The sequence below is a fragment of the Pseudomonas palleroniana genome, assembly GCF_003031675.1.
Taxonomy (GTDB): Bacteria; Pseudomonadota; Gammaproteobacteria; order Pseudomonadales; family Pseudomonadaceae; genus Aquipseudomonas; species Aquipseudomonas palleroniana.
In genome coordinates this window covers 39,583-61,249 of the sequence record NZ_PYWX01000071.1, presented here as the reverse complement: position 1 = coordinate 61,249, position 21,667 = coordinate 39,583, and the positions used below count along the sequence as shown (strand labels likewise).

The 21,667-nt window shown below is 60.2% G+C and carries 24 protein-coding genes; 20 read left to right on the top strand and 4 right to left on the bottom strand.

The window, feature by feature from the left end; all coding sequences use genetic code 11:
- Positions 1–89 precede the first annotated feature (89 nt).
- The 4 genes from C9383_RS24670 (at position 90) to C9383_RS24655 (ending at position 2,081) form a co-directional block, all read left to right on the top strand.
- The gene (locus C9383_RS24670; RefSeq protein WP_081087045.1) at positions 90–572 is read left to right on the top strand and encodes a DUF2867 domain-containing protein; all 483 of its coding nucleotides are present in this window, start codon (positions 90–92) and stop codon (positions 570–572) included.
- Positions 573–743: 171 nt separating this feature from the next.
- The gene (locus C9383_RS24665) at positions 744–1,136 is read left to right on the top strand and encodes a RidA family protein (protein ID WP_090372373.1); all 393 of its coding nucleotides are present in this window, start codon (positions 744–746) and stop codon (positions 1,134–1,136) included.
- Positions 1,137–1,259: 123 nt separating this feature from the next.
- Positions 1,260–1,667, top strand: coding sequence for a DUF3224 domain-containing protein (locus C9383_RS24660; protein ID WP_090370328.1), 408 nt, complete (start codon positions 1,260–1,262; stop codon positions 1,665–1,667).
- A 126-nt stretch (positions 1,668–1,793) separates the two neighbouring features.
- Positions 1,794–2,081, top strand: coding sequence for a hypothetical protein (locus C9383_RS24655; protein WP_090370330.1), 288 nt, complete (start codon positions 1,794–1,796; stop codon positions 2,079–2,081).
- A gap of 53 nt (positions 2,082–2,134) precedes the next feature.
- On the opposite strand, the gene C9383_RS28255 is transcribed toward C9383_RS24655, so the two are convergent.
- Positions 2,135–2,371 (bottom strand): hypothetical protein, encoded by a 237-nt coding sequence (locus C9383_RS28255; protein WP_159438935.1) that lies wholly within the window; start codon positions 2,369–2,371, stop codon positions 2,135–2,137.
- Between C9383_RS28255 and C9383_RS28485 the strand changes: the two genes are divergently transcribed.
- The 6 genes from C9383_RS28485 to C9383_RS24625 all read left to right on the top strand — a co-directional run bounded on the left by C9383_RS28485 (position 2,280) and on the right by C9383_RS24625 (position 7,646).
- On the top strand, positions 2,280–2,717 hold the full coding sequence (locus C9383_RS28485; RefSeq protein WP_090372375.1) for a hypothetical protein: 438 nt from the start codon (positions 2,280–2,282) through the stop codon (positions 2,715–2,717). The genes C9383_RS28255 and C9383_RS28485 overlap by 92 nt on opposite strands.
- Positions 2,718–2,786: 69 nt before the next feature.
- Positions 2,787–3,020: a hypothetical protein gene (locus C9383_RS24645; RefSeq protein ID WP_081087044.1), complete on the top strand. Its 234-nt coding sequence runs from the start codon at positions 2,787–2,789 to the stop codon at positions 3,018–3,020.
- Positions 3,021–3,223: 203 nt separating this feature from the next.
- Positions 3,224–4,075 carry a DNA/RNA non-specific endonuclease gene (locus tag C9383_RS24640; RefSeq protein WP_090370333.1) on the top strand — a complete coding sequence of 284 codons (852 nt, stop codon included), beginning with the start codon at positions 3,224–3,226 and terminating at the stop codon, positions 4,073–4,075.
- 168 nt (positions 4,076–4,243) lie between these two features.
- On the top strand, positions 4,244–4,984 hold the full coding sequence (locus C9383_RS24635) for a hypothetical protein (protein ID WP_090370336.1): 741 nt from the start codon (positions 4,244–4,246) through the stop codon (positions 4,982–4,984).
- A gap of 144 nt (positions 4,985–5,128) precedes the next feature.
- On the top strand, positions 5,129–5,419 hold the full coding sequence (locus C9383_RS24630; RefSeq protein ID WP_060755596.1) for a hypothetical protein: 291 nt from the start codon (positions 5,129–5,131) through the stop codon (positions 5,417–5,419).
- Positions 5,420–5,534: 115 nt separating this feature from the next.
- Positions 5,535–7,646, top strand: a complete 2,112-nt coding sequence (locus C9383_RS24625) for a TonB-dependent receptor family protein (RefSeq protein WP_090372378.1) — start codon at positions 5,535–5,537, stop codon at positions 7,644–7,646.
- 30 nt (positions 7,647–7,676) lie between these two features.
- On the opposite strand, the gene C9383_RS24620 is transcribed toward C9383_RS24625, so the two are convergent.
- Positions 7,677–9,506 (bottom strand): sigma-54-dependent Fis family transcriptional regulator, encoded by a 1,830-nt coding sequence (locus tag C9383_RS24620; protein WP_090370339.1) that lies wholly within the window; start codon positions 9,504–9,506, stop codon positions 7,677–7,679.
- A 340-nt stretch (positions 9,507–9,846) separates the two neighbouring features.
- Here C9383_RS24620 and C9383_RS24615 point away from each other — a divergent pair, with 340 nt between their 5' ends.
- From C9383_RS24615 to C9383_RS24590, 6 genes are read left to right on the top strand one after another with little or no spacing between them, the layout of a single operon-like run.
- Positions 9,847–10,941: an ABC transporter ATP-binding protein gene (locus tag C9383_RS24615; RefSeq protein WP_090372380.1), complete on the top strand. Its 1,095-nt coding sequence runs from the start codon at positions 9,847–9,849 to the stop codon at positions 10,939–10,941.
- A complete protein-coding gene (locus C9383_RS24610) occupies positions 10,941–12,038 on the top strand; it encodes an ABC transporter ATP-binding protein (protein WP_090370341.1) in 1,098 nt (365 codons plus the stop codon). Before C9383_RS24615 ends, C9383_RS24610 begins: the two co-directional genes overlap by 1 nt.
- Positions 12,035–12,901 (top strand): carbohydrate ABC transporter permease, encoded by an 867-nt coding sequence (locus C9383_RS24605; RefSeq protein ID WP_060755593.1) that lies wholly within the window; start codon positions 12,035–12,037, stop codon positions 12,899–12,901. The genes C9383_RS24610 and C9383_RS24605 overlap by 4 nt, the downstream gene beginning before the upstream one ends.
- A gap of 10 nt (positions 12,902–12,911) precedes the next feature.
- A complete protein-coding gene (locus C9383_RS24600) occupies positions 12,912–13,712 on the top strand; it encodes a carbohydrate ABC transporter permease (protein ID WP_060755592.1) in 801 nt (266 codons plus the stop codon).
- 10 nt (positions 13,713–13,722) lie between these two features.
- A complete protein-coding gene (locus C9383_RS24595; RefSeq protein ID WP_090370342.1) occupies positions 13,723–13,995 on the top strand; it encodes a DUF2160 domain-containing protein in 273 nt (90 codons plus the stop codon).
- A gap of 31 nt (positions 13,996–14,026) precedes the next feature.
- A complete protein-coding gene (locus C9383_RS24590) occupies positions 14,027–15,769 on the top strand; it encodes an ABC transporter substrate-binding protein (protein ID WP_090370344.1) in 1,743 nt (580 codons plus the stop codon).
- Positions 15,770–16,061: 292 nt separating this feature from the next.
- On the opposite strand, the gene C9383_RS24585 is transcribed toward C9383_RS24590, so the two are convergent.
- Positions 16,062–16,493 carry a hypothetical protein gene (locus tag C9383_RS24585; RefSeq protein ID WP_060755589.1) on the bottom strand — a complete coding sequence of 144 codons (432 nt, stop codon included), beginning with the start codon at positions 16,491–16,493 and terminating at the stop codon, positions 16,062–16,064.
- A 168-nt stretch (positions 16,494–16,661) separates the two neighbouring features.
- Between C9383_RS24585 and C9383_RS24580 the strand changes: the two genes are divergently transcribed.
- Positions 16,662–17,663, top strand: coding sequence for an ABC transporter substrate-binding protein (locus C9383_RS24580; RefSeq protein WP_090370346.1), 1,002 nt, complete (start codon positions 16,662–16,664; stop codon positions 17,661–17,663).
- 77 nt (positions 17,664–17,740) lie between these two features.
- On the opposite strand, the gene C9383_RS24575 is transcribed toward C9383_RS24580, so the two are convergent.
- A complete protein-coding gene (locus tag C9383_RS24575; RefSeq protein ID WP_090370349.1) occupies positions 17,741–18,529 on the bottom strand; it encodes an AraC family transcriptional regulator in 789 nt (262 codons plus the stop codon).
- Between the two features lie 85 nt (positions 18,530–18,614).
- On the opposite strand from C9383_RS24575, the gene C9383_RS24570 reads away from it, so the two are divergent.
- The 3 genes from C9383_RS24570 (at position 18,615) to C9383_RS24560 (ending at position 21,385) form a co-directional block, all read left to right on the top strand.
- Positions 18,615–19,613 carry a bile acid:sodium symporter family protein gene (locus tag C9383_RS24570; protein WP_090370351.1) on the top strand — a complete coding sequence of 333 codons (999 nt, stop codon included), beginning with the start codon at positions 18,615–18,617 and terminating at the stop codon, positions 19,611–19,613.
- 104 nt (positions 19,614–19,717) lie between these two features.
- Positions 19,718–20,077: a hypothetical protein gene (locus tag C9383_RS24565; protein WP_090370353.1), complete on the top strand. Its 360-nt coding sequence runs from the start codon at positions 19,718–19,720 to the stop codon at positions 20,075–20,077.
- Positions 20,078–20,200: 123 nt separating this feature from the next.
- The gene (locus tag C9383_RS24560) at positions 20,201–21,385 is read left to right on the top strand and encodes a sugar transporter (RefSeq protein WP_090370355.1); all 1,185 of its coding nucleotides are present in this window, start codon (positions 20,201–20,203) and stop codon (positions 21,383–21,385) included.
- The last annotated feature ends 282 nt before the right edge of the window (positions 21,386–21,667 follow it).

Below are 21,667 nucleotides of genomic sequence, written 5' to 3'. Positions count from 1 at the left end.
TTTGATAGCGGTCGTATCACCAGCATGAAAGCAGATGGTCGACCCCATCTAATCGGAGTGGCCGGTCGAGGCAATTCAGGGAGAAACGCTTGGTAGCTATATCCGCAGTGCATACGCTACGCCCACCACCCGATCTTGATTACTACGACGTCAGGTCGACCCCACTACCTCGCGAAGTCACGGCCCTCGAGGTTTGGAACATCGTTACGGCAGGGCATGGGGCTCTAATGCAACTGGCCTTTCGAATTCGAGACAGGATCTCCTCGCTGTTTGGTGTGAGGCGCATAGGCGGATTTTCAGGGCGAAGTCGAGAGGCGGTGCTTGAGGGGGATTACCTGGATTTCTTCCTGGTAGAGCATAGTGCGCCAGACATGCTGGTTTTGACTGAGCGTGACCGGCACCTGGATGTCATGATCTGCCTCTCCATAGTTGACCGCGTTCTCACGATTACTTCTTCAGTCGTAACGCATAACCTGTTTGGACGCATTTATATGCTCCCGGTAGGTCCGGTCCATAAGCTGATCATCAATAGCGATATGAAGCGGCTCAGGCGCAAGCTTGAAGAGGGCTGATGTATTGCATTAAGGGTGATTTCAAAGGATGCGATCACCCACGTCGCCGGGATTGCCGTGAGCAGTAAGTGTGCGTCTAGCACACTTGTCGATAATAGGGTGACCCGATTGGACGACGCTTCGCCACTCGGGTTAGGTTTCGTATTCGTTAATATCTTGGGCTCCACCACCATGACTGATCGTCAGATCATCGTTCCAGGCGACATGAAACTGCTCTGCGAGCAAGCTGGTTATGCGCCAGCGGTAAAGGTAGGAAAAACGCTCTACTGCGCTGGGCAGGTGGGCCGGACGCCGGAGTTATCCGTTATCGAGGATCCTGAGCAGCAGTTCCTGGCGGCATGGGAGAATCTAAGGCTCGTCTTGGCTGCGGGCGGTTGCGAATTTGAGGATGTCGTCGATATGACGACTTATCACGTCGATATGCAACGCCATATGCCTGTCTTTAGACGGGTCAAGGATCAAGTCTTTCCTAGAGGGACTTGTGCATGGACATGCGTAGGCATCAGTGAGCTGGCTCGACCGGGGCTTCTCGTGGAGATCAAATGCATCGCGGTGCAGCGATAATTTTTCAGGTCTCGTACGGTCGTTGATCGAGTTCATTGCTTGTTCGGCCGATGGACTTTTATTCGCTCCGCATAGACCGCTACATCACTCTCACTAACAACCCGTAAGCAGAGCCAAATACCCATGAAAAACACTGTCAACTGCACGTTTCAGATCACTGGCTGGGACGAAAAGCCGTCCCAGGAACTTGAGGGCTCTCCGAAACTTTCTCACGCCAAAGTCACGCAGTCCTATGCCGGCGCCATCGAGGGAACCAGCAGCGTCGATTACCTCATGTCTTATAGCGATGATGGTACCGCTAGTTTTGTGGGGTTTGAGCGAATCTGTGCGGTGGTTGCAGGTAAGAGTGGGACATTTGTCGTTCGGCATTTTGGATCGTTTTCGCAGGGCCAGGCGCGCAGCACTTGGAGTGTGGTGAAGGGGGCGGGCACCGGCGGCTTGGTAGCGCTTGGCGGTAATGGCAGCTACGTCGCAGGCCATGGGGAGCCGGCACAAGTGTCATTTGAATACTCGTTTGAACCTGAGTCCTGAGATATCGGCTGGATGCGTCCCGGCCTCTGCCGAATAAGTTGCAAGCAAGGTTTGACGCCGGACGCATATGCATACCCATGCCACCGCTCCTTATCCCCGGATTCAATCGTCAACCCGTCTAGATCAATGGTTGCGAAGCAATTCAGGGTTGCCACACCCGCTTTTGCCGACTACCCTGAAAATGTTCGAAATATTACGAACAGCTTAGGGCGCGATCAATTTCAGGTCGTGCGACTTCAGGACGAGGAACGAAGCATGTTTTCACATGAAGGTACCGCAATAGAGCTGTTGCTTTTCATATTTTCCTTGGCTGGCGTGCTTCTGGTCGCCTGGTTCATTCACCATCAATACGAACGAAAGACCGGAAAAGGCGTTAAAAAACAACAAAACCGCAGTGAAGGGCGCTCAACCTGAGCTTGCTGCCCTGCGTCTTCTCTCGAGCCAGTCATTGATGACTGGCTTTTACCTTAAAAGCGCTCCCCGTTTAGCCCCAGACCTGCCCGATTGCCAGCATTGATTGTTGCGTATCCATTTGTCGCTTGAATTGAACTGGATGTAACAATGTGTGTCAGATATGACATGCAGTTCAACCCCAGCCCGATGGACTCCTCCATGCGTTTTAAAAAGAAATCCTTAGTTGCCGTTGTGTCGTGCGCAATGTTGTTTGCGGCTGCACCGCTGCTGCCTGCGGGACTGTCAGTCATGGCCTCTGCCTATGCCAAAGACGGTGGCGGGCATGGCGGTGGCGGCGGTAACGGCGGCGGGGCTGGGCATGCGGGCACGGGGCACGCGGCGGGCTCCGAGGGTAAAGGTCTCGCTGAAGGTCACGAAGCCGACCATCAAGGCAGGGCGGTTCGAGATCACGGCGTGAGTGGCAATCATGTTGGGCGCGCTCTCAAAAATGATCGGGGCCATGGGCTTGCCACATCCGGTGTAGCGCACTCCAAAACAACCCAGGGACTATCCAAGGCCACGGCGATCTCGGCGACTACGCCCGGGGATCACAACCTGAAGGGACTGAGTCAGGCCGGCACCTCAACTTCCCACTAATTGGCGTTCGCAACTCACCGGACCGCAGGTTGGGTGGGGTTTGTGAATCCAGCTTTCAGGACATTCAGAATGAAGCGCGCAGCAGTAATACTCTTGGCCACCACCGGCCTTCTCCTGCTGGGGGGCTGTGTGCCTGTGTGGGACGACGGCGGCGGGTATGGCCGTGATCATTACAGGCACTACGATCATGACCGCAGGTACTACGACCAGGGCGATGACAACGATCAGGGGCGAGGCCGTCGCTACGATGATCGTCGGTATGACCGCAATCACGGCCGTGATCGCGATGATCGGGATGACTGACGCCTGAACAGTCGATGGCAGCCTGTAGCGTTACAGGCTGCCATTTCCTACGCACTATCGAAGAAAATACCCTCCCCGAGACAGTCACAGTCCTTACATTGAAACCTTCTTGTGGTTGAATGCGTGCGTCAGACAACGGAGGAACCGTTGTAGCTGATTTCCGAATGATCGGTACGATTGCTTCACCCACAAGGAGTTACACCATGCAAGGAAGTCTGCAGTTCAAGCACCTGCCGTTTTTGTTGATCCCGCTGATTGCCGCCTGTACCACCACCGATAGAACACGCGAGCCTGCGGTTGCCATCCAGGCGATGCCGGGGCAGGTGCCGGCGTTCGATAACTGTGGCGTAGGCTGCCCCACCGGCGGCAGTCCGCTGACGCTGAATCGCCAGGCATACACCCTGAACAACAACGGCTCGACCAAGTTCGCCAACTGGGTGTCGTACCGAATCACCAAGAACACACCGGCGAGCGGCCGGGCGCGCAATTGGGCGACGGACCCGGATATTCCGCCCGGAGAAACCCTCGACCCCGTGGATTACAACGGCGCCAATGTCGCCCTCAAGGTCGACCGCGGCCATCAGGCCAACCTCGCGTCAATGGCCGGTGTGGCGGACTGGCCAACCCTCAATTACTTGTCGAACATTACCCCGCAGAAGGCTGATCTGAACCAGGGCCCTTGGGCGCGCCTGGAAGACCAGGAGAGAAACCTCGCCAAAGAGCCCGGCGTGGACCAGGTGTATGTGGTCACCGGGCCACTGTACGAGCACTTTGTCGGCACGCTTCCCGGTACGAACAAGGTCCACACCATCCCCAGCGGCTACTGGAAAATCATCTTTGTCGGCAGTTCGCCGCAGGACGGCATTTACGCCTCGTTCGTGATGAACCAGGAAACCCCGAAAGGCGCGGCTTTCTGCGATTACCAAGTGACCGTGAACCAGATCGAGGAGCGATCCGGACTGACGTTCTGGAGCAATCTGCCGCAACCGGTTCAAGCCGCGTTGAAAGCGAAGCAGGGGCAACTGCCTGCGCGCATCGGCTGCAACAAAACCTGAGATGTGGCCTGACTGGCTGCCAAGGTCGGCAGCCTTGTCATCGCGGTGCGCAAGCGCAACTGACCGTCCTGTTATCCCTTGCGCTGCACTTTTCTACATTTTCCTGATCTATCTCTGTCCCGGCGACGCGCATTCGGCGCGTTGCCTGCAGAACCTGACCCGGTACCGATGGATCGAACGCTGACTGTTTTCACCACCCGATGGCCGCTGCGGTTGGCAATGCTGTGCGTGCTCTGTGTGACCGGTTGCAGCCAGCAACAAGGGCGCGATATCGCCAGGCAGTTCAGTAACGGCAAGCCTGATGAGTTCTTTCAAACCAGTGTGGATCGCATGGCAACACTGGGCATGCGCGACAACCTGCAAAGCCTCTATTTGCTGATGAACAAACTCTATCTGCGCAACCCCAACCAGTGGCGTCAATCGGGTTATCCGGATGCGGTGAGTGCGGCGCGGCAAATCCGCCAGGCCATCGAAAACCAACAGCCACTGCCGGCGTTGGGCGAGCGTCGTGACCTGGCGGCCTTGAGCTATTCGTTGAGCCCGGAATTTCGCGGTGACCGGGTTGGCGCGTTCATTTATGCGATTGGCAGCATGCTCGTGACCGCACATGGTGGCCGCACCCAGTTTTATATGACCGACTCGATCAACCCACAGTTTGTCAGCAATGCCGCGCGTAACATCGAGAAGGCCACCTGGCTGCTCGGCCAGCGCCAGGATGCCAATGGCGTATTGCTGCTGTTCTCCAACGAGATATCGGAGGAGGGCAGCAACCTCAGCTTCGCCGTTGAGTTCGGTAAGATTGTCGCGCGCCTGGACCTGCTGACCCAGATCCTTGATGAGCGTTATCGGCGCGTCGGCCTCAATTACGCGCAAAGTCTGTTGCTGATGAATTTCTTGCCGGTGCAGTGACCTGCACCGCCGCAGCCTCCATCGATCTGACAGTGCGGCATTTCCTTTTCCTGCGTAGGAATCGGACGATCCGCTGCCCGTTCCCTTGAAACGCCGCCCCCGTCGGCCATAGCCTCGGACTTTTCTTAAAAACGAGTGCGTGCTTTGGGTAAGCGAAAAAAGGTTTGGCCGACGGATCGCGAAATTCGCCTGCGATTTATCCTCTTTGCCGTGATCGACGCCGCGAGCGTCCAAGGAGTTGGCGCGAGTGTGTTGTTGCCCGCACACAAACTGCTGCGCGATTCGCCGACCGAAACGCAGTTACGCGACGCCCTCGCCGAAATACTGGCCGAGGATGAAATGCAGGGCTTCAGGTTCCCACTGGGGTCGGAGGCGGATGAGTTGATGAGGGCGTTGCAAGCTTCGCCGGATCAGGGCCAGTCGGGCAGCCATTGATTGGCGGCAGGGCGGCGCGTCAATAAGACGTGACCTCAGGCAGTCCCCCGTCTTCCCATCACAGTTCGCGTGATGGCCACGGCCTGTCATGCCCCTGTATTTCAAGGACCTGCCCATGCTGTTGCGACAACCTCCACTGCTTTTTGCCGCTCTGGCCTTCAGTTCAATGGTGCACGCCGAAGAGCTGCAATTGGCGCCGGTCGAAGTCACCAGCAACGAAGCCAGTGCCGATGAAGTGGCCCGGGCCCAGCTCCAGGCCGTGCCCGGCGGCACCAATTTCATCGACATGAACAGCGTGCAACAGGGCCGCGTCAGTAGCAACGAAGACGTGTTCAAGTATCAGGCCGGAGTGTATGCCAAGGCGGCCAACAACGAGGGCGTAAAGCTCTCCATCCGTGGTTCGGGTTTGAACCGCAGCCCCGGCGCCCATGCCTCCGGGCTTTATGAAATGCTCGACGGCTTGCCACTGACCGGCCCTGGCGGCACGCCCTACGAACTCAAGGACCCGTTGTGGCAGAGCCGGGTCGAGGTGTTGCGGGGCGCCAACGGGTTTGATCAGGGCGCGCTGGCGCTCGGTGGTTCGGTCAACTACGTCACCCGCACCGGCTACGACGCGCCCAAGCTGCAGGTACGCTATGAAGCGGGCAGTCGCGGCTACGCGCAGCGTGAGATCAGTTCGGGCCAGGTCCTGGGGGACGCGGATTATTACATCAGCCTCACGGACTCGGCGTCCGACGGCTACCAGCAGCAGAGTGCGGGCACCGGCAAGGGTGTCGCCGCCAACTTCGGCTATCGCTTCAACCCCAACCTGGAAACGCGTTTCTATTTGCGCTATCGCGAAACCACCAACGACACCCCGGGCAAACTCACCCGCGCCCAGATCAGCCACGACCCGCGGGCGGCCAACAGCCTCAACGTCGCCCGTGATTCCAAGCGCTTGCAACCCGGCTCCACCTGGATCGCCAACAAGACCACCTTGCTGCTGGACGACTATTCCCGCATCGAAGTCGGCCTCGCTTACCACGACTACCCGATGGACCTGCGCGAAGGCACCAACCGCCTGAAAGTGGCTTACACCGATATCAGCAGCACCCTCAACTATATCCGCCAGGACACGCTGTTCGGTCACGACAGCAACACCACGGTCGGCCTGCGCACCACCCAGGCGATGCCCAACAACGGCGCCTCGGAATATGTGCGCACGCCTGCCGGGAACACCGCCGGCTACGCGCCCGGCACCAAGACCCGCGACTACAGCTACCTGGGCTCCGACACCGTTCTGCATATCGGCAATGACCTGGAACTGGTCCCCGACCTGTGGCTGACCACCGGCCTGGCGGCGATCTACACCCGTCGCGAAACCCAGGTCACCTATCCCGATGGCCAGGCGCCGCTCAGCCAGCACGATTGGGACTACGCCCCACGTATCGGCCTGCGCTATGACTTCACCCCGCAATTGCAGGTGTACGGCAACCTGAGCCGTTCGGTCGAGCCGCCGCATGCGTGGTCGATGATCTGGGGTTCCAACAAGTATTTTGCGGGTGGCCCGGCCAAGGGTTTGGCGCGTGAAGGCGTAAGCCTGAAAAACCAGACCGCTACCACCCTGGAAGTCGGCGGCCGTGGCGAGCAATGGTTCGGCCAGTGGGACCTCGCGCTGTACCGTTCCGAAGTGCGCCACGAACTGCTCACCGTGGAAACCCAGGCGCAGACCGCTACCACCAATGCCATCACCGCCGAAAACAACGCCAGCCCCACGATTCATCAGGGCGTGGAACTGAGCCTGCTCAGCCCGTTGTGGGACGGTGGTCGCACCGGCCAGCTCGCCCTGCGCCAAGCCTACACTTTCAGTGACTTCCACTACCGCGACGACGACCGCTTCGGTGGCAACACCTTGCCGGGCATCCCCAAGCACTACTACCAGGCGCAACTGCGCTACAGCCATCCGACGGGGTTGTACACCAGCCTCAACACCGAACATGCGTCGCGGGTGGCGGTGGACTACGCCAATTCCTACTACGCCGCGGCGTATACCACACTGGGCGCTACCTTCGGCTACGACGCGCCCAAGCAGGACTGGCAGGCGTGGGTCGACCTGCGCAACCTCACCAACCGCCGCTACGCCAATACCGTCACCCCGGGTTACGACGACAAAGGCATGGACCTGGCCCGGTCCACCCCGGCGGATGGCCGAGGCATCTACACCGGCGTGTCATGGAGCTGGCGTTGAACGGCTGCGGTACGCATGAGCGGGGCGGGCTCAGCCGTCGTTCTGGCGCAGACGCTTGTACAGGGTATTGCGGCTGACGCCCAGTTCCCGAGCAAGGTGGGAAATGTTCCCGCCCACTGCCCTCAAGCGTTGTGTCAGGTCCAGGTCATCAACTGGGTATGCCTGGGGCGGTGGCGAAGCACCTTTGAGGTCGACAAAAAAGTCATCCGGCAGGTGTTCAGGGCGCACCGGCTGGTCTTCCGCCATCGCCAACGCGACCTGCAACACACTGCTGGCCTGGCGCAAGTTCCCCGGCCACGGGTGTTGCTCGAACAACCTCAGCACTTCAGCGCTTAGACCGGCGCGTTGGCTGGGTTCACGGTGTTGCTGCCACAGTTGCTGGAACAGTGCCTGCTTGTCGGCGCGCTCGCGCAGGGGCGGCAACTCCAGGGCCAGGCCGCCAATGCGGTAGTACAAATCTTCACGAAAGCGGCCGGCCTGCACCCACTCGCGCAACACGCGATTGGTCGCCGAGAGAATGCGCAAATCCACCGGGAACAGTTGGCTGCTACCCACCGGTTGCACGCAGCGCTCCTGCAGCACCCGCAGCAAACGGGCCTGCGTCGGCAGCGGCATATCGCCGATTTCGTCGAGGAACAACGTGCCCTTGTCGGCCTTGCGGATCAGGCCAATGCTGCCTTTCTGGCTGGCGCCGGTGAAGGCGCCTTTTTCATAACCGAACAGCTCCGACTCCACCAGTTCCGCAGGAATCGCCGCACAGTTCACCGCGATAAAGGCCTGCCGGCTGCGGGAACTGGCCAGGTGCAGGGCCTTGACGAACACCTCTTTGCCCACGCCGGTCTCGCCATGAATCAGCAGCGGGATATCCTTCTCCAGCAGGCGCTCGGCCTGGCGCACAGCTTTCTCCACGCGGGTATCGCCGAAGTGCAGGGCGTTGAGGCCAATCCCGCTGGGGCTTGCCGATGTCGGTTCACTCGGCGCTGGCGCCGTGAAGACCCGGGCGTGCACCGGAGTTTTCTTCGGCCGTTTCAATACGCATTGGAAGCGGTTGCGTCCCGCGGCCTGGAGTGAAAACGGCAGCCCCTCCGGCTGGTTCAGCAACTCCAGCAACGACACTTTGAACAAACTGTCGATCATCACTCGCGACAGGCTGATGCCCAGCAAATTGTCCGCGCGACGGTTGGCCGACAGCACCTGGCCGCTCTCATCAAAGATCAGCAGGCCCGCCCATTGGCTGTCGAGGTTGTTCAGGCCGGTGTTGAAGGTCAGTTGGAAATGTTCGCCGCGAAACAGGTTGAGGATCAGCCGGTTCTCCACGGTCTGGCTCATCATCTTGACCATGCCCAGGGTGTGGGAGGGGGGCAGGTAGCTGTCACTGGACACATCCAGCACCGCGATGATTTCACGCTGCGCATCGAAGATCGGCGCGGCCGAGCCGGTCATGAAGCGGTTGGCCTTGAGGAAATGCTCGTCGTGCTCGATATGCACCGCCTGGGCACAGGCCAGCGCCGTGCCGATGGCGTTGGTGCCGGTGGCGCGTTCCTGCCAACTGGCCCCGGCATTGAACCCACGCGCGAGGGTCGGCGTGATAAAGCGCTGGGTGCCCCACGAGGTCAGGACCTGGCCCTGATTGTCGGCCAGCATGATCAGGCAGTTGGAGTTACTGAGGATGTTTTCGTAATAGGGCAGCACTTCCTGATGGGTGGTCTGCACCAGAGAGTGCTGGCTTTCCAGCAATTGGCTGATGCCCTCGGCGGGCAGCAGGTCGAAGCTGGGAGCACTCTGGTGGTCCAGGCCGAAGGCGCGGCAACGGCGCCAGGATTCCTGGATAAGCGTGTCGTGAGCCAAGGGAGCGGCCATGGGGCGACCTTCTTTTTATTGTTATGGGATCTTGCACAATCCAGCGGTCATGTGGGAGGGGGCTTGCTCCCGATGACGGTACGACCGCCACCCATGAATCGACTGACACACCGCCATCGGGACCAAGCCCCCTCTCACAATTGACCTGCATTGTGTGGGCGATCAAGTCTGAACAGTGTTGTTCAGTACTGTTCATTGTCAACCCCAGGTTGTTCATTTGTGTTCACGCCTGAACAGGCTGTTTTACCCTTTTCCTTGCACATCAAGCGCTTGTGGTTTTGGCATGAATCTGGCTCTGACATTGGGCCAGATTCATTCCAATAAGAAAAAAGGGCGCGCCATGTCATTGACCCTGGAACATGTGTCCCGCGTCGTCGAAGGTCAAACCTGGATCGACGACGCCAACCTGCGCTTCGAAGCCGGTTCGTTCAACGTATTGCTCGGCCGCACGCTCTCCGGCAAAACCAGCCTGATGCGCCTGATGGCCGGCCTGGACAAGCCCGACAGCGGCCGCATCCTGATGAACGGCGTGGACGTCACCCAGCGGCCGGTGCGCTTGCGCAACGTGTCGATGGTATACCAGCAATTCATCAACTACCCGACCATGACCGTGTTCGAAAACATCGCCTCGCCATTGCGCCAAGCGGGGATGGCTCAGGACCTGATCCAGAGCAAAGTGCTGGAAACCGCCAGGATGTTGCGCATCGAAAAATTCCTGCAACGCCACCCGCTGGAACTGTCCGGTGGCCAGCAGCAGCGTACGGCCATGGCCCGTGCGCTGGTGAAAGACGCCGAGCTGATCCTGTTCGATGAGCCGCTGGTGAACCTGGACTACAAACTGCGTGAAGAACTGCGTCAGGAAATGCGCGAACTGTTCAAGGCGCGCCACACCATTGCCGTGTATGCCACCACCGAACCCAACGAGGCCCTGGCGCTGGGCGGCACCACCACCATTCTTCACGAAGGCCGGGTGATCCAGAGCGGCAAGGCTGCCCAGGTGTACCACCAGCCGCAGACGGTGCTGGCCGCCGAGCTGTTCTCCGAGCCGCCGATCAACCTGATGCCCGGGCGTATCAGCGGCAACGAGGTGAGTTTCGCGAATTTTGTGCACTTCCCGCTGAACGTCGACCTGCGCGGGCTCGGTGAGGGCGAGTTCCGTTTTGGCGTGCGCCCCAGCCATATCAGCCTGGTGCCGAGTAATGATGATGATCTGGAGTTGGCCGTGACCGTGGAAGTCGCCGAGATCAGCGGCTCGGAAACCTTCCTGCATGTGCGCAGCGAGCACTTCCTGCTGGTGCTGCACCTGCCGGGGGTGCATGAGTACGATGTCGACGCGCCGATCCGCGTGTATATCCCCACCCATAAACTGTTTGTGTTCGATGGCCAGGGACGCTTGCTCCAGGCGCCCGGGCGTCGTATTGCGAGGGTTGCCTGATGGCCGAGATCCATTTGCAGAACCTTGCCCACAGCTACAGCCCTACGCCGAGTGGTCCAGAGGACTACGCCATTCGCGAAATGGATCACGTGTGGGAGCAGGGTGGTGCCTACGCGCTGCTGGGGCCGTCAGGCTGTGGCAAGTCGACCTTGCTCAATATCATCTCCGGCTTGCTCAGCCCATCCGAGGGTCAGGTGCTGTTTGACCGCCAGGTGGTCAATCAGCTGACCCCGGAAAAACGCAACATCGCCCAGGTATTCCAGTTCCCGGTGGTGTACGACACCATGACGGTGTTCGATAACCTCGCGTTCCCGCTGCGCAACCAGGGCATGGCCGAGGCGAAAGTGCACAGCAAGGTGCAGGAAATTGCCGAAGTCCTCGACTTGCAAAACCTGCTGGACAAAAAAGCCCGCAACCTCAGCGCCGACGAAAAGCAGAAAGTCTCCATGGGCCGCGGCCTGGTGCGTGATGACGTGTCGGCGATCCTGTTCGACGAACCCTTGACGGTGATCGACCCGCACCTCAAGTGGAAGCTGCGGCGCAAGCTCAAGCAGATTCACGAGCAGTTCAATATCACCATGGTCTACGTCACCCATGACCAGCTTGAGGCGTCGACGTTCGCCGACAAGATTGCGGTGATGTACGGCGGGCAGATCGTGCAGTTCGGTACGCCGCGTGAACTGTTCGAGCGGCCCAGCCACACCTTTGTCGGTTATTTCATCGGGAGCCCAGGGATGAATCTGATCGACGTGCGGGCCGAGGCGGGCGGGGTGGCGTTTGCCGGCACCTTGCTGCCGCTGCCTGAGGCGCTGCAGCAGCGCATCGTCGAGACGAACTACCGGAAACTGCAGGTGGGGATTCGCCCGGAATTTATCCACGTGTGGGACGAGCACAACCCTGACGCACTGCAGGCGGATGTCTGCCACCTCGAAGACCTCGGTACCTACAAGATCATGACCCTCAACCTCGACGGCGCCCTGCTCAAGGTACGCCTGGCCGAAGACAAGCCGGTGCCCGCAGGCAACGCCTCGATCAGCTTCCCCGCCCAGTGGCTGATGGTCTATGCCGACGACTACCTGCTGGAGATACAGCCATGAACAAAGTGCAGAACAACAAGGCCTGGTGGCTGGTGCTGCCGGTGTTCCTGCTGGTGGCGTTCAGTGCGGTGATCCCAATGATGACCGTGGTCAACTATTCGGTGCAGGACATCTTTGACCAGTCCAGCCGCTACTTTGTCGGCGCCGACTGGTACAAACAGGTGCTGCTCGACCCGCGTCTGCACGACTCATTGCTGCGCCAGTTCATCTACTCGGCCTGCGTGCTGCTGATCGAAATTCCCCTGGGCATTGCCATTGCCCTGACCATGCCGACCAAGGGCCGCTGGTCTTCGCTGGTGCTGATCATCCTCGCCATTCCGCTGCTGATCCCCTGGAACGTCGTCGGCACGATCTGGCAGATATTCGGCCGCGCCGACATTGGCTTGCTCGGTTCCAGCCTCAACGCGCTGGGCATCAGCTACAACTACGCGGCCAACACGGCGGATGCCTGGGTCACCGTATTGATCATGGATGTCTGGCATTGGACGTCATTGGTCGCGCTGCTCTGCTACTCGGGGCTGCGCGCCATTCCGGATGTGTACTACCAGGCCGCACGCATAGACCGTGCATCGGCCTGGGCGGTATTCCGGCATATCCAGTTGCCGAAGATGAAAAGCGTGCTGCTGATCGCCGTGATGCTGCGGTTTATGGACAGCTTCATGATCTACACCGAACCCTTCGTACTCACCGGTGGCGGGCCGGGGAATGCCACCACGTTCCTGAGCCAGACATTGACCCAGATGGCCGTCGGCCAATTCGACCTTGGCCCGGCGGCGGCGTTTTCCCTGGTGTACTTCCTGATCATCCTGTTGGTGTCCTGGCTGTTCTACACCGCCATGACCCATTCCGACGCCAACCGCTGAGGCCGCCAACATGAGCAAGCGCAAGGTTATTCCGCTGTTGGTCTACATCCTGTTCCTGCTGGTGCCGATCTATTGGCTGTTGAACATGTCGTTCAAGAGCAACACCGAAATCCTCGGCGGGCTGACGCTGTTTCCGCAGGATTTCACCCTGGCCAACTACAGGGTGATTTTCACCGACCCGAGCTGGTACACCGGCTACCTCAATTCGTTGTACTACGTGAGCCTGAACACGCTGATCTCCTTGAGCGTGGCGTTGCCTGCGGCCTATGCGTTTTCGCGCTACCGCTTCCTGGGCGACAAGCACCTGTTCTTCTGGTTGCTGACCAACCGCATGGCGCCTCCGGCGGTGTTCTTGCTGCCGTTTTTCCAGCTGTATTCGTCCATCGGCCTGTTCGACACGCATATTGCGGTGGCCCTGGCCCATTGCTTGTTCAACGTGCCACTGGCGGTGTGGATTCTGGAGGGTTTCATGTCCGGCGTGCCCAAGGAAATCGACGAAACCGCCTACATCGACGGCTATAGCTTTCCCAAGTTTTTCGTGAAGATTTTTATCCCTCTGATTGGTTCGGGCATCGGCGTCACGGCGTTTTTCTGCTTCATGTTTTCCTGGGTCGAACTGTTACTGGCGCGCACCCTGACTTCGGTCAACGCCAAGCCCATCGCGGCGGTGATGACCCGCACGGTCTCGGCCTCGGGTATCGATTGGGGCGTGCTGGCAGCGGCGGGGGTGTTGACCATCCTGCCCGGCATGCTGGTGATCTGGTTTGTTCGCAACCACGTGGCCAAGGGCTTTGCCCTGGGCCGGGTCTGAGGAGTCGATCATGGAATGGATGGCCTGGACCACCCCCACAGCCCTGTTCTTCGGGGCGATTGCCCTGTTGCTGGTGGGCATGACCACATGGGAGCTGCGCTCGCCGAGTATTGCACGGCGCGGTTTTTTACCGATCAGCACCACCCGTGGTGATCGTCTGTTTATCAGTCTTCTCGGCAGCGCCTACCTGCATCTGCTGGTAATCGGCGTCACCGACTGGAGCATCTGGGTGGCCGGCGTGCTGTCCCTGATGTGGCTGTTGTGTGTGATGCGTTGGGGCTAGTGCTCCTTTGACTACAAACCAGGAGGTCTCTATGTTCGATAAAAACAATAAGCTGCGACATAGCATTTCATTGGCTGGCGTACTGGCTCTCAGCGGTTTGAGCGCTACGGCCTGGGCGGATGCGTATGAGGATGCCGCGAAAAAATGGATCGGCAGCGAGTTCAAACCGTCCACGCTCACCGACGCCCAACAGCTCGAAGAGTTGAAGTGGTTTATCAAGGCGGCGGAACCGTTCCGTGGGATGAAGATCAACGTGGTGTCGGAAACCCTCACCACCCACGAGTACGAATCCAAGGTGCTGGCCAAGGCGTTCAGCGAAATCACCGGCATCAAGCTGACCCATGACCTGCTGCAGGAAGGCGACGTGGTCGAGAAGCTGCAAACCCAGATGCAGTCCGACAAGAATATCTACGATGGCTGGGTCAACGATTCCGACTTGATCGGTACGCACTTTCGCTACGGCAAGACCGAATCCATCACTGACCTGATGGCCAACGAAGGCAAGGAGTTCACCTCGCCGACCCTGGATATCAAGGACTTTATCGGCACCTCCTTCACCACCGCACCGGACGGCAAGCTCTACCAGTTGCCTGACCAGCAATTCGCCAACCTGTATTGGTTCCGTGCCGACTGGTTCGAGCGTCCGGAGTTGAAAGCCAAGTTCAAGGAAAAATACGGCTACGAGCTCGGCGTACCGGTGAACTGGTCGGCCTATGAAGACATTGCCAAGTTCTTCAGCGAAGACATCAAGGAAATCGACGGCAAGCGCATCTACGGGCACATGGACTACGGCAAGAAAGACCCGTCCCTGGGCTGGCGCTTCACCGATGCCTGGTTTTCCATGGCCGGCGGCGGCGACAAAGGCTTGCCTAACGGTTTGCCGGTGGACGAATGGGGCATTCGTGTCGAGGACTGCCACCCGGTCGGTTCGAGCGTGACCCGTGGCGGCGACACCAACGGCCCGGCCGCCGTGTTCGCCACGCAGAAATACGTGGACTGGATGAAAGCCTACGCGCCGCCGGAAGCGGCGGGCATGACCTTCTCCGAATCCGGCCCGGTGCCGTCCCAGGGCAACATCGCCCAGCAGATCTTCTGGTACACCGCATTTACCGCCGACATGACCAAGCCGGGCCTGCCGGTGGTGAACGCCGACGGCACGCCGAAATGGCGCATGGCGCCGTCGCCGGTTGGGCCTTACTGGGAAAAGGGCATGAAGAAGGGCTATCAGGACGTAGGTTCCTGGACCTTCCTCAAGTCGACGCCGGAGAAACAGAAACTCGCGGCCTGGCTCTACGCCCAGTTCGTGACCTCGAAAACCGTCTCGCTGAAGAAAACCATCGTGGGTCTTACGCCGATTCGGGAGTCCGACATCAACTCCCAGGCCATGACCGACCTGGCGCCGAAACTCGGTGGCCTGGTGGAGTTCTACCGCAGCCCGGCACGGGTGGAGTGGACCCCGACCGGCACCAACGTGCCGGACTACCCACGCCTGGCGCAACTGTGGTGGAGCAACATTGCGGCCGCCGCCAGTGGCGAGAAAACCCCGCAACAGGCCCTCGACAACCTGGCCAAGGAGCAGGACGCGATCATGACGCGCCTGGAACGCTCCAAGGTACAACCGGTGTGCGGTCCGAAAATGAACCCCGAGCGTGACGCGCAATACTGGTTCGACCAGCCGGGCGCGCCGAAGCCGAAACTGGCCAACGAGAAACCGAAAGGCGAAACGGTGGCTTACAGCGACTTGCTCAAATCGTGGGAGGCGGCGCGTAAATAAGCCTGTTCAGCTGGAAAAGCGGAAACCTGTGGAAGGGGGCTTGCCTTAATGCCAGTCAGTTAAATGCTGGGATGTAGAACACATCATCTGTAGTGAGCGGGCTTGCCCCGCGCTGGGTGGCGAAGCCGCCCCAACAAGGACGCCGTGGTGTTTCTGAACGACCGAGGCGCCCGGGTTTGGGGCGGCTGCGCCACCCAGCGCGGGGCAAGCCCGCTCACTACAGAGTTTGGTCGCGGCAGGTTCTCTAAACTGACGGGCATTAGGGCTTGCCTCCTTTCACGTTGCTCCCGATCTAGGCCGCCGCTTGTGGCTGGAGGTGCAGCTCACCTTCCACATCCTTGACCAACCCACTGGCCAGAAACAACGGTGCCAGGCGCTTGTGCAGTTGCGGCTCGACGAACTCCTTCACCGTGTCCAGTGCCAACACGCCGCTGAGCGGCAACTCGGCTTTGGTGTACGACAGCCATGCCTTCTTCAACGCCTGCAACACATCGCTACCCGCCGTGGCGGCGAAGCGGCGGTGGGTGGGTTTGCCGTCGAAGTTGAACGTGTGCTGGAAGGCGTAGCCGGTTTCATCGCCATTGGCCGCCGCGCATCGAACGCAGGTGCACGGGCCGTCGCCGAACGCGCTGTGCAGGTAGGCGTTGAAGTCCACCACGGGTTTGAGTGACAGGCGCTTATCCACCTCGAACAGGTCACCGGTCATTTTTTCGTCAGTGTTCAACGGCCATTTCCTCGCAGACATGTAGCTGTTTTTCAAAGCGCGAAACAATACCAGCCGAGCGAGGTTTTGGGGATTATTTGCATAACAATAGATCCCGATATTCTTTTCCCGTCTTAAAAATCGCCGCTACGCTCCATCACCTTCTTAAAAAGCGCGGCAGACCCCTACATGACTTTCAAGCGTTCCTCCCTGACCCTCCTGGCTGCTGCGAGCGCCTTGATCAGTCTCGGCGCCCAGGCCGAAGGCAAGATCAGCATCGCCCAGCAATTCGGTATCGGCTACCTGATCCTCGACGTGGTGCGCGACCAGCACCTGATCGAAAAACACGGCAAGGAACAGGGGCTGGACATCCAGGTGGAGTGGAACAGCATCTCCGGCGCTACCGCGATGAATGAGTCGCTGCTGGCCGGTGCCCTGGATGTGGTCTCGGCGGGTGTGCCACCCATGCTCACCCTGTGGGACCGCACCAAGGGCAAGCAGAACGTCAAGGCCATCGCCTCCCTCGGTTCGATGCCCAACTACTTGCTGACCAACAATCCCAAGGTGAAGACCCTCAAGGACTTCACCGAAACAGACCGCATCGCCGTGCCTGCCGCCGGTGTAGGGTTCCAGTCGCGCACCTTGCAGATTGAGACCGCCAGGCAGTTCGGCGATGCGAACTACAAGAAATTCGACGATATTTCCATCAGCCTGGCCCATCCCGACGCGACCGCCGCGTTGATTGCCGGTGGTTCAGAGATCAATTCGCACTTCTCCAGCCCGCCGTTCCAGTATCAGGAGTTGTTGAACCCCAACGTGCACAAGGTGCTCAGTTCCTACGACATCCTGGGCGGGCCGGCGTCGTTCAACGTGCTCTACACCACGCAGAAGTTTCACGACGAGAACCCCAAGACCTACAAGGCGTTCTATGCCGCCCTGGCCGAAGCCGAGCAGATCATCAAGGCTGACAAACCGGCCGCCGCCAAGGCGTATATCCGTGTGGAGCAGTCCAAGCTGCCGTTGGACCTGGTGGAGAAAATCGTCCAGGACCCGGAGATCGACTTCACCATCGTGCCCCAGCGCACCTTTATCTATGCCGAGAAACTCCAGGAGCTTGGCGTGTTGAAGAACAAGGCCGGGAGCTGGAAGGACTACTTCTTTGAAGAGGCCCATGGCGGCAACGGCAGCTGACCGGCCTGTGGGATGAGGCGCTGTTATTGTGGCGAGGCAGCTTGCTGCCGTCGGGCCGCGAAGCGGCCCCAGCCAGATCAGCGAAAAAACTCACCTGGAGTGGTATCAAACTGCTGGCGAAACGCAGCAATGAACGCCGACGTCGACTCATACCCACACCCCAATGCCACATCCGTGACCCGCTCGCCTCGTTCCAGGGCGGGCAGGGCGCTCAACAGTCGCAGGCGCTGGCGCCAGGCGCGAAAGGTCAGCCCCGTGTCGCTCAGGAACAAGCGGCTGAGCGTCTTTTCGCTGACGCCCAGCTTCCCGCTCCAGTGCCCCAGTGTGGTCTGTTGCTCCGGGTGCAGGTTCAAACTGCGGTAGATCTGGCGCAGCCGTGGATCATGGGGCAGCGGCAGCATCAAATCCACCTGCGGGGCGGCGGCGAGTTGGTCGAGCACCACCTGGGCCAGGCGTCCATCCGGGCCATCCTCGGCATACTCTACCGGCAGCTCGCTGAAGCTGCGGATCAACTCGCGCAATAAACTGCTCACCTCCAGCACCTGGCAGCGCTCGGCCGCCCAGGTAGTGACGCTGCAATCGAGGTACAAACTGCGCATTTCGGTATGCGGCGAACTGAACACGCGGTGCGGCACACCTGCGGGAATCCACACCGCGCGCTGGGGAGGAGCGACGAACCGGCCGGCACTGGTCTGGATTTCCAGCACCCCGGAAATCGCGTAGGAGAGCTGCACCCACGGGTGGCTGTGCCGGCGCGTCAAGGCGCGGTTGGGCAGGGATTCGGTACGCCCATACACCGGCCGCGGCAGGCTGGAAAGCCCAGGGACACTGCGGCGCACGGTTTTGTCATGTCCTTTCGGCGGCATTTACTGGCTCATTGGCGTTAGTCGGTAACAAGCCGTTACGTTAGAGTCGCGATGACGCGTTTTGCAACCCCTGGACGACTTGCTCATGACCCGCCCACGTTTTCTACCGGATAACTTCACCCTGACCCTGGTGGCCACGGTGATCATTGCTTCCCTGTTGCCCGCCACCGGGCCAACCGCCGTTGCGTTCGGCTGGGTGACCAACCTGGCCATTGCGCTGCTGTTTTTCCTGCACGGTGCCAAACTGTCACGCCAGGCCATCGTCGCCGGCGCCGGCCATTGGCGCCTGCACTTGCTGGTGTTCAGTCTGACCTTCGTGCTGTTCCCGTTGCTGGGCCTGGCGCTCAAGCCGTTGCTCTCGCCGCTGATCGGCAAAGACCTGTACATGGGCATGCTGTACCTCTGTGCGTTGCCGGCCACCGTGCAATCGGCGATCGCCTTTACCTCGCTGGCGCGCGGCAATATCCCGGCGGCGATTTGCAGTGCGGCGGCGTCGAGCCTGTTCGGTATCTTCCTCACGCCGTTGCTGGTGACGCTGTTGCTCAATGTCCACGGCGAGGGCGGCTCCACCATCGACGCGATCCTGAAAATCAGCGTGCAACTGCTGCTGCCCTTTATTGCCGGGCAGATTGCCCGGCGCTGGATCGGTGATTGGGTCGGGCGCAACAAATCCTGGCTGAAGTTTGTCGACCAGGGGTCGATCCTGCTGGTGGTGTACGGCGCGTTCAGCGAAGCGGTGAATGAAGGCATCTGGCACCAGATCCCGCTGTGGGAACTGGGCGGTCTGGTGATCGCCTGCTGCGTACTGCTGGGCCTGGTGCTGGTGGCATCGACGCTGCTGGGCAAGGCGTTCGGCTTTAATCAGGAAGATCGCATCACCATCCTGTTCTGCGGCTCGAAGAAGAGCTTGGCGACGGGCGTGCCAATGGCCCAGGTGTTGTTCGCCGGGGCGACCATGGGCGTGCTGATCCTGCCGTTGATGCTGTTCCACCAGATCCAGTTGATGGTCTGTGCGGCGTTGGCGCAGCGTTATGCCAAACGGCCGGAAAGCATTCCAGAATTGATGGGGCAAGTGGACCCGTAGGGCAGCGTCGCCTGGCTATCAGGCGATTCTTAAAACGACGAAATTTCTCAAGTCTGCACCCGAACGGACGATGACCTTCTTAACAACCCAGAAGGAGCGTCGTCATGAACGTTATACGTTTGTCAGTGGTTACGGGCTTGCTCGCGGTATGGGCGGGGACCTGCATGGCCGCCTCCTCGGGGGTCATTCAATTTCACGGCAGCATTGTCGAGCCCGGTTGCAATTCCGCCACGCCGGGCGACTCGACCGTGGCCTTCAATGGCTGCCCCCAGGCCATGCGCGGCAGCCGCTTCGACGTGCAGCCCGTGGGCAGCGTACAGGCGCTGGGTAATGCGACAGCCAACGTCAAGCTGGTGGCCGACAGCAGCAATGGGCGTTATTACGACCAACGGTATCTGCTGGTGGATGCGGGCGGAAAGCCGATTCAGTCGGGGGCCTACATCGTCACCATGACCGCGCCTTGATGACCCTGACGGCTTTTTGATCGGGAACATCGCCAACACACCGCCGAGAAACCTATAGAATGCTCGGCGGCGGCGCTTGTCCTGGGTGGCCGCTTGATCACCGTCAGAGTACCGCGCCAACCCATGAGCCTTTCAGCCACAACCCCCCAAGCCAACTGGCAACCGGTCATCGCCCTCGCACTGGCCGCGTTTGTGTTCAATACCACCGAATTCGTGCCCGTCGGGCTGCTCAGCGCCATCGGCACCAGCTTCGACATGCCCATCGCCAGCGTCGGGCTGATGCTCACCATCTATGCCTGGATCGTCTCGTTGACGTCATTGCCGGTGATGCTGCTGACCCGCAACGTCGAACGGCGCAAACTGCTCATCGTGCTGTTCGGCCTGTTTATCGCCAGCCACATCCTCTCCAGTATCGCCACCAGTTTCGGCGTGCTGATGCTCAGCCGTATCGGCATCGCGTTGTCCCATGCGCTGTTCTGGTCGATCACCGCATCCCTCGCGGTGCGCCTGGCGCCGGCAGGCAAGCAGGTGCAGGCGCTGGGCCTGCTCGCCACCGGCACCTCCCTGGCGATGGTGTTGGGCATTCCCCTGGGCCGCCTGCTCGGTGAAGCGATGGGCTGGCGTACCACGTTCCTGGTCATCGGCGCGTTCGCGGCCGCTCTGGTGTTCTGGCTGGCGCGCACCTTGCCGTTGTTGCCGAGCCAGAACTCCGGCTCGTTGCGTAGCCTGCCGCTGCTGTTCAAGCGCCCGGCGCTGGTGGCGCTCTACGTGCTCACCGCCATGACGGTGACGGCACAATTCACCGCCTACAGCTACATCGAACCCTTCGTCGAAGGCGTGGCCGGCATGGGCGGCAACGCCGTCACCCTGATCCTGCTGGTGTTCGGCGGCGCCGGCATCATCGGCTCGCTGCTGTTCAGCCTGATACACCGCTTCAACCCCCATCTGTTCGTGGTCGGCACGGTGTTCCTGTTGGCGGCGTGCCTGGCCTTGCTGCTGCCGTTGAGTGGCGCAGAGGCCTATCTCGTCGGCCTGAGCGTATTCTGGGGCATCGCGATCATGGGCTTCGGCCTGGCCATGCAGTCCAAGGTGCTGGTGCTCGCACCGGACGCCACCGACGTGGCCATGGCAATGTTCTCCGGCATCTACAACATCGGCATCGGCGGCGGCGCCCTGATGGGCAGCTGGGTCGGCAGCCACTTCGGCTTCGCCTGGATCGGCGCCGCTGGCGGGCTGCTGGCAACCCTGGCATTGATCGGCTACTGCCTGGCCATCCGACGCTTCGGGCAAGGCGTAACGCCTACCTGAATACCCCATACGTCGCCTCGCCGCCCGTCGTGCTTTTGATCTGCTTTTGATCTTGCCTTTGATTTTGATCTTGATCTCAGGCGCCCCGTTAAACCACGCTGGCCGAACGCAGGCTTGAATCCGTGGGTAACCCGGCAGGACGCCGGGTTAGCCGTCCTGGGCCAGGGATGGCCCATGACGGCGGCCCACGGATTCAAGCCTGTGTTCGGGCACACCGAGCCTGAGCGAGGTGCCGAGTGGTGGGGCAGGAGCCCTTTTGGTTACTTTTGGGGCTCTTTTCCA

Coding starts and splice junctions, on each gene's coding strand:
- C9383_RS24590 (WP_090370344.1), top strand. CDS start 14,027: ATGTTCGATAAAAACAATAAGCTGCGACATAGCATTTCATTGGCTGGC.
- C9383_RS28485 (WP_090372375.1), top strand. CDS start 2,280: ATGCGTTTTAAAAAGAAATCCTTAGTTGCCGTTGTGTCGTGCGCAATG.
- C9383_RS24605 (WP_060755593.1), top strand. CDS start 12,035: ATGAACAAAGTGCAGAACAACAAGGCCTGGTGGCTGGTGCTGCCGGTG.
- C9383_RS24645 (WP_081087044.1), top strand. CDS start 2,787: ATGAAGCGCGCAGCAGTAATACTCTTGGCCACCACCGGCCTTCTCCTG.
- C9383_RS24640 (WP_090370333.1), top strand. CDS start 3,224: ATGCAAGGAAGTCTGCAGTTCAAGCACCTGCCGTTTTTGTTGATCCCG.
- C9383_RS24625 (WP_090372378.1), top strand. CDS start 5,535: ATGCTGTTGCGACAACCTCCACTGCTTTTTGCCGCTCTGGCCTTCAGT.
- C9383_RS24660 (WP_090370328.1), top strand. CDS start 1,260: ATGAAAAACACTGTCAACTGCACGTTTCAGATCACTGGCTGGGACGAA.
- C9383_RS24610 (WP_090370341.1), top strand. CDS start 10,941: ATGGCCGAGATCCATTTGCAGAACCTTGCCCACAGCTACAGCCCTACG.
- C9383_RS24580 (WP_090370346.1), top strand. CDS start 16,662: ATGACTTTCAAGCGTTCCTCCCTGACCCTCCTGGCTGCTGCGAGCGCC.
- C9383_RS24560 (WP_090370355.1), top strand. CDS start 20,201: ATGAGCCTTTCAGCCACAACCCCCCAAGCCAACTGGCAACCGGTCATC.
- C9383_RS24600 (WP_060755592.1), top strand. CDS start 12,912: ATGAGCAAGCGCAAGGTTATTCCGCTGTTGGTCTACATCCTGTTCCTG.
- C9383_RS24655 (WP_090370330.1), top strand. CDS start 1,794: ATGGTTGCGAAGCAATTCAGGGTTGCCACACCCGCTTTTGCCGACTAC.
- C9383_RS24635 (WP_090370336.1), top strand. CDS start 4,244: ATGGATCGAACGCTGACTGTTTTCACCACCCGATGGCCGCTGCGGTTG.
- C9383_RS24665 (WP_090372373.1), top strand. CDS start 744: ATGACTGATCGTCAGATCATCGTTCCAGGCGACATGAAACTGCTCTGC.
- C9383_RS24565 (WP_090370353.1), top strand. CDS start 19,718: ATGAACGTTATACGTTTGTCAGTGGTTACGGGCTTGCTCGCGGTATGG.
- C9383_RS24570 (WP_090370351.1), top strand. CDS start 18,615: ATGACCCGCCCACGTTTTCTACCGGATAACTTCACCCTGACCCTGGTG.
- C9383_RS24620 (WP_090370339.1), bottom strand. CDS start 9,506: ATGGCCGCTCCCTTGGCTCACGACACGCTTATCCAGGAATCCTGGCGC.
- C9383_RS28255 (WP_159438935.1), bottom strand. CDS start 2,371: ATGACTGACAGTCCCGCAGGCAGCAGCGGTGCAGCCGCAAACAACATT.
- C9383_RS24595 (WP_090370342.1), top strand. CDS start 13,723: ATGGAATGGATGGCCTGGACCACCCCCACAGCCCTGTTCTTCGGGGCG.
- C9383_RS24575 (WP_090370349.1), bottom strand. CDS start 18,529: ATGCCGCCGAAAGGACATGACAAAACCGTGCGCCGCAGTGTCCCTGGG.
- C9383_RS24615 (WP_090372380.1), top strand. CDS start 9,847: ATGTCATTGACCCTGGAACATGTGTCCCGCGTCGTCGAAGGTCAAACC.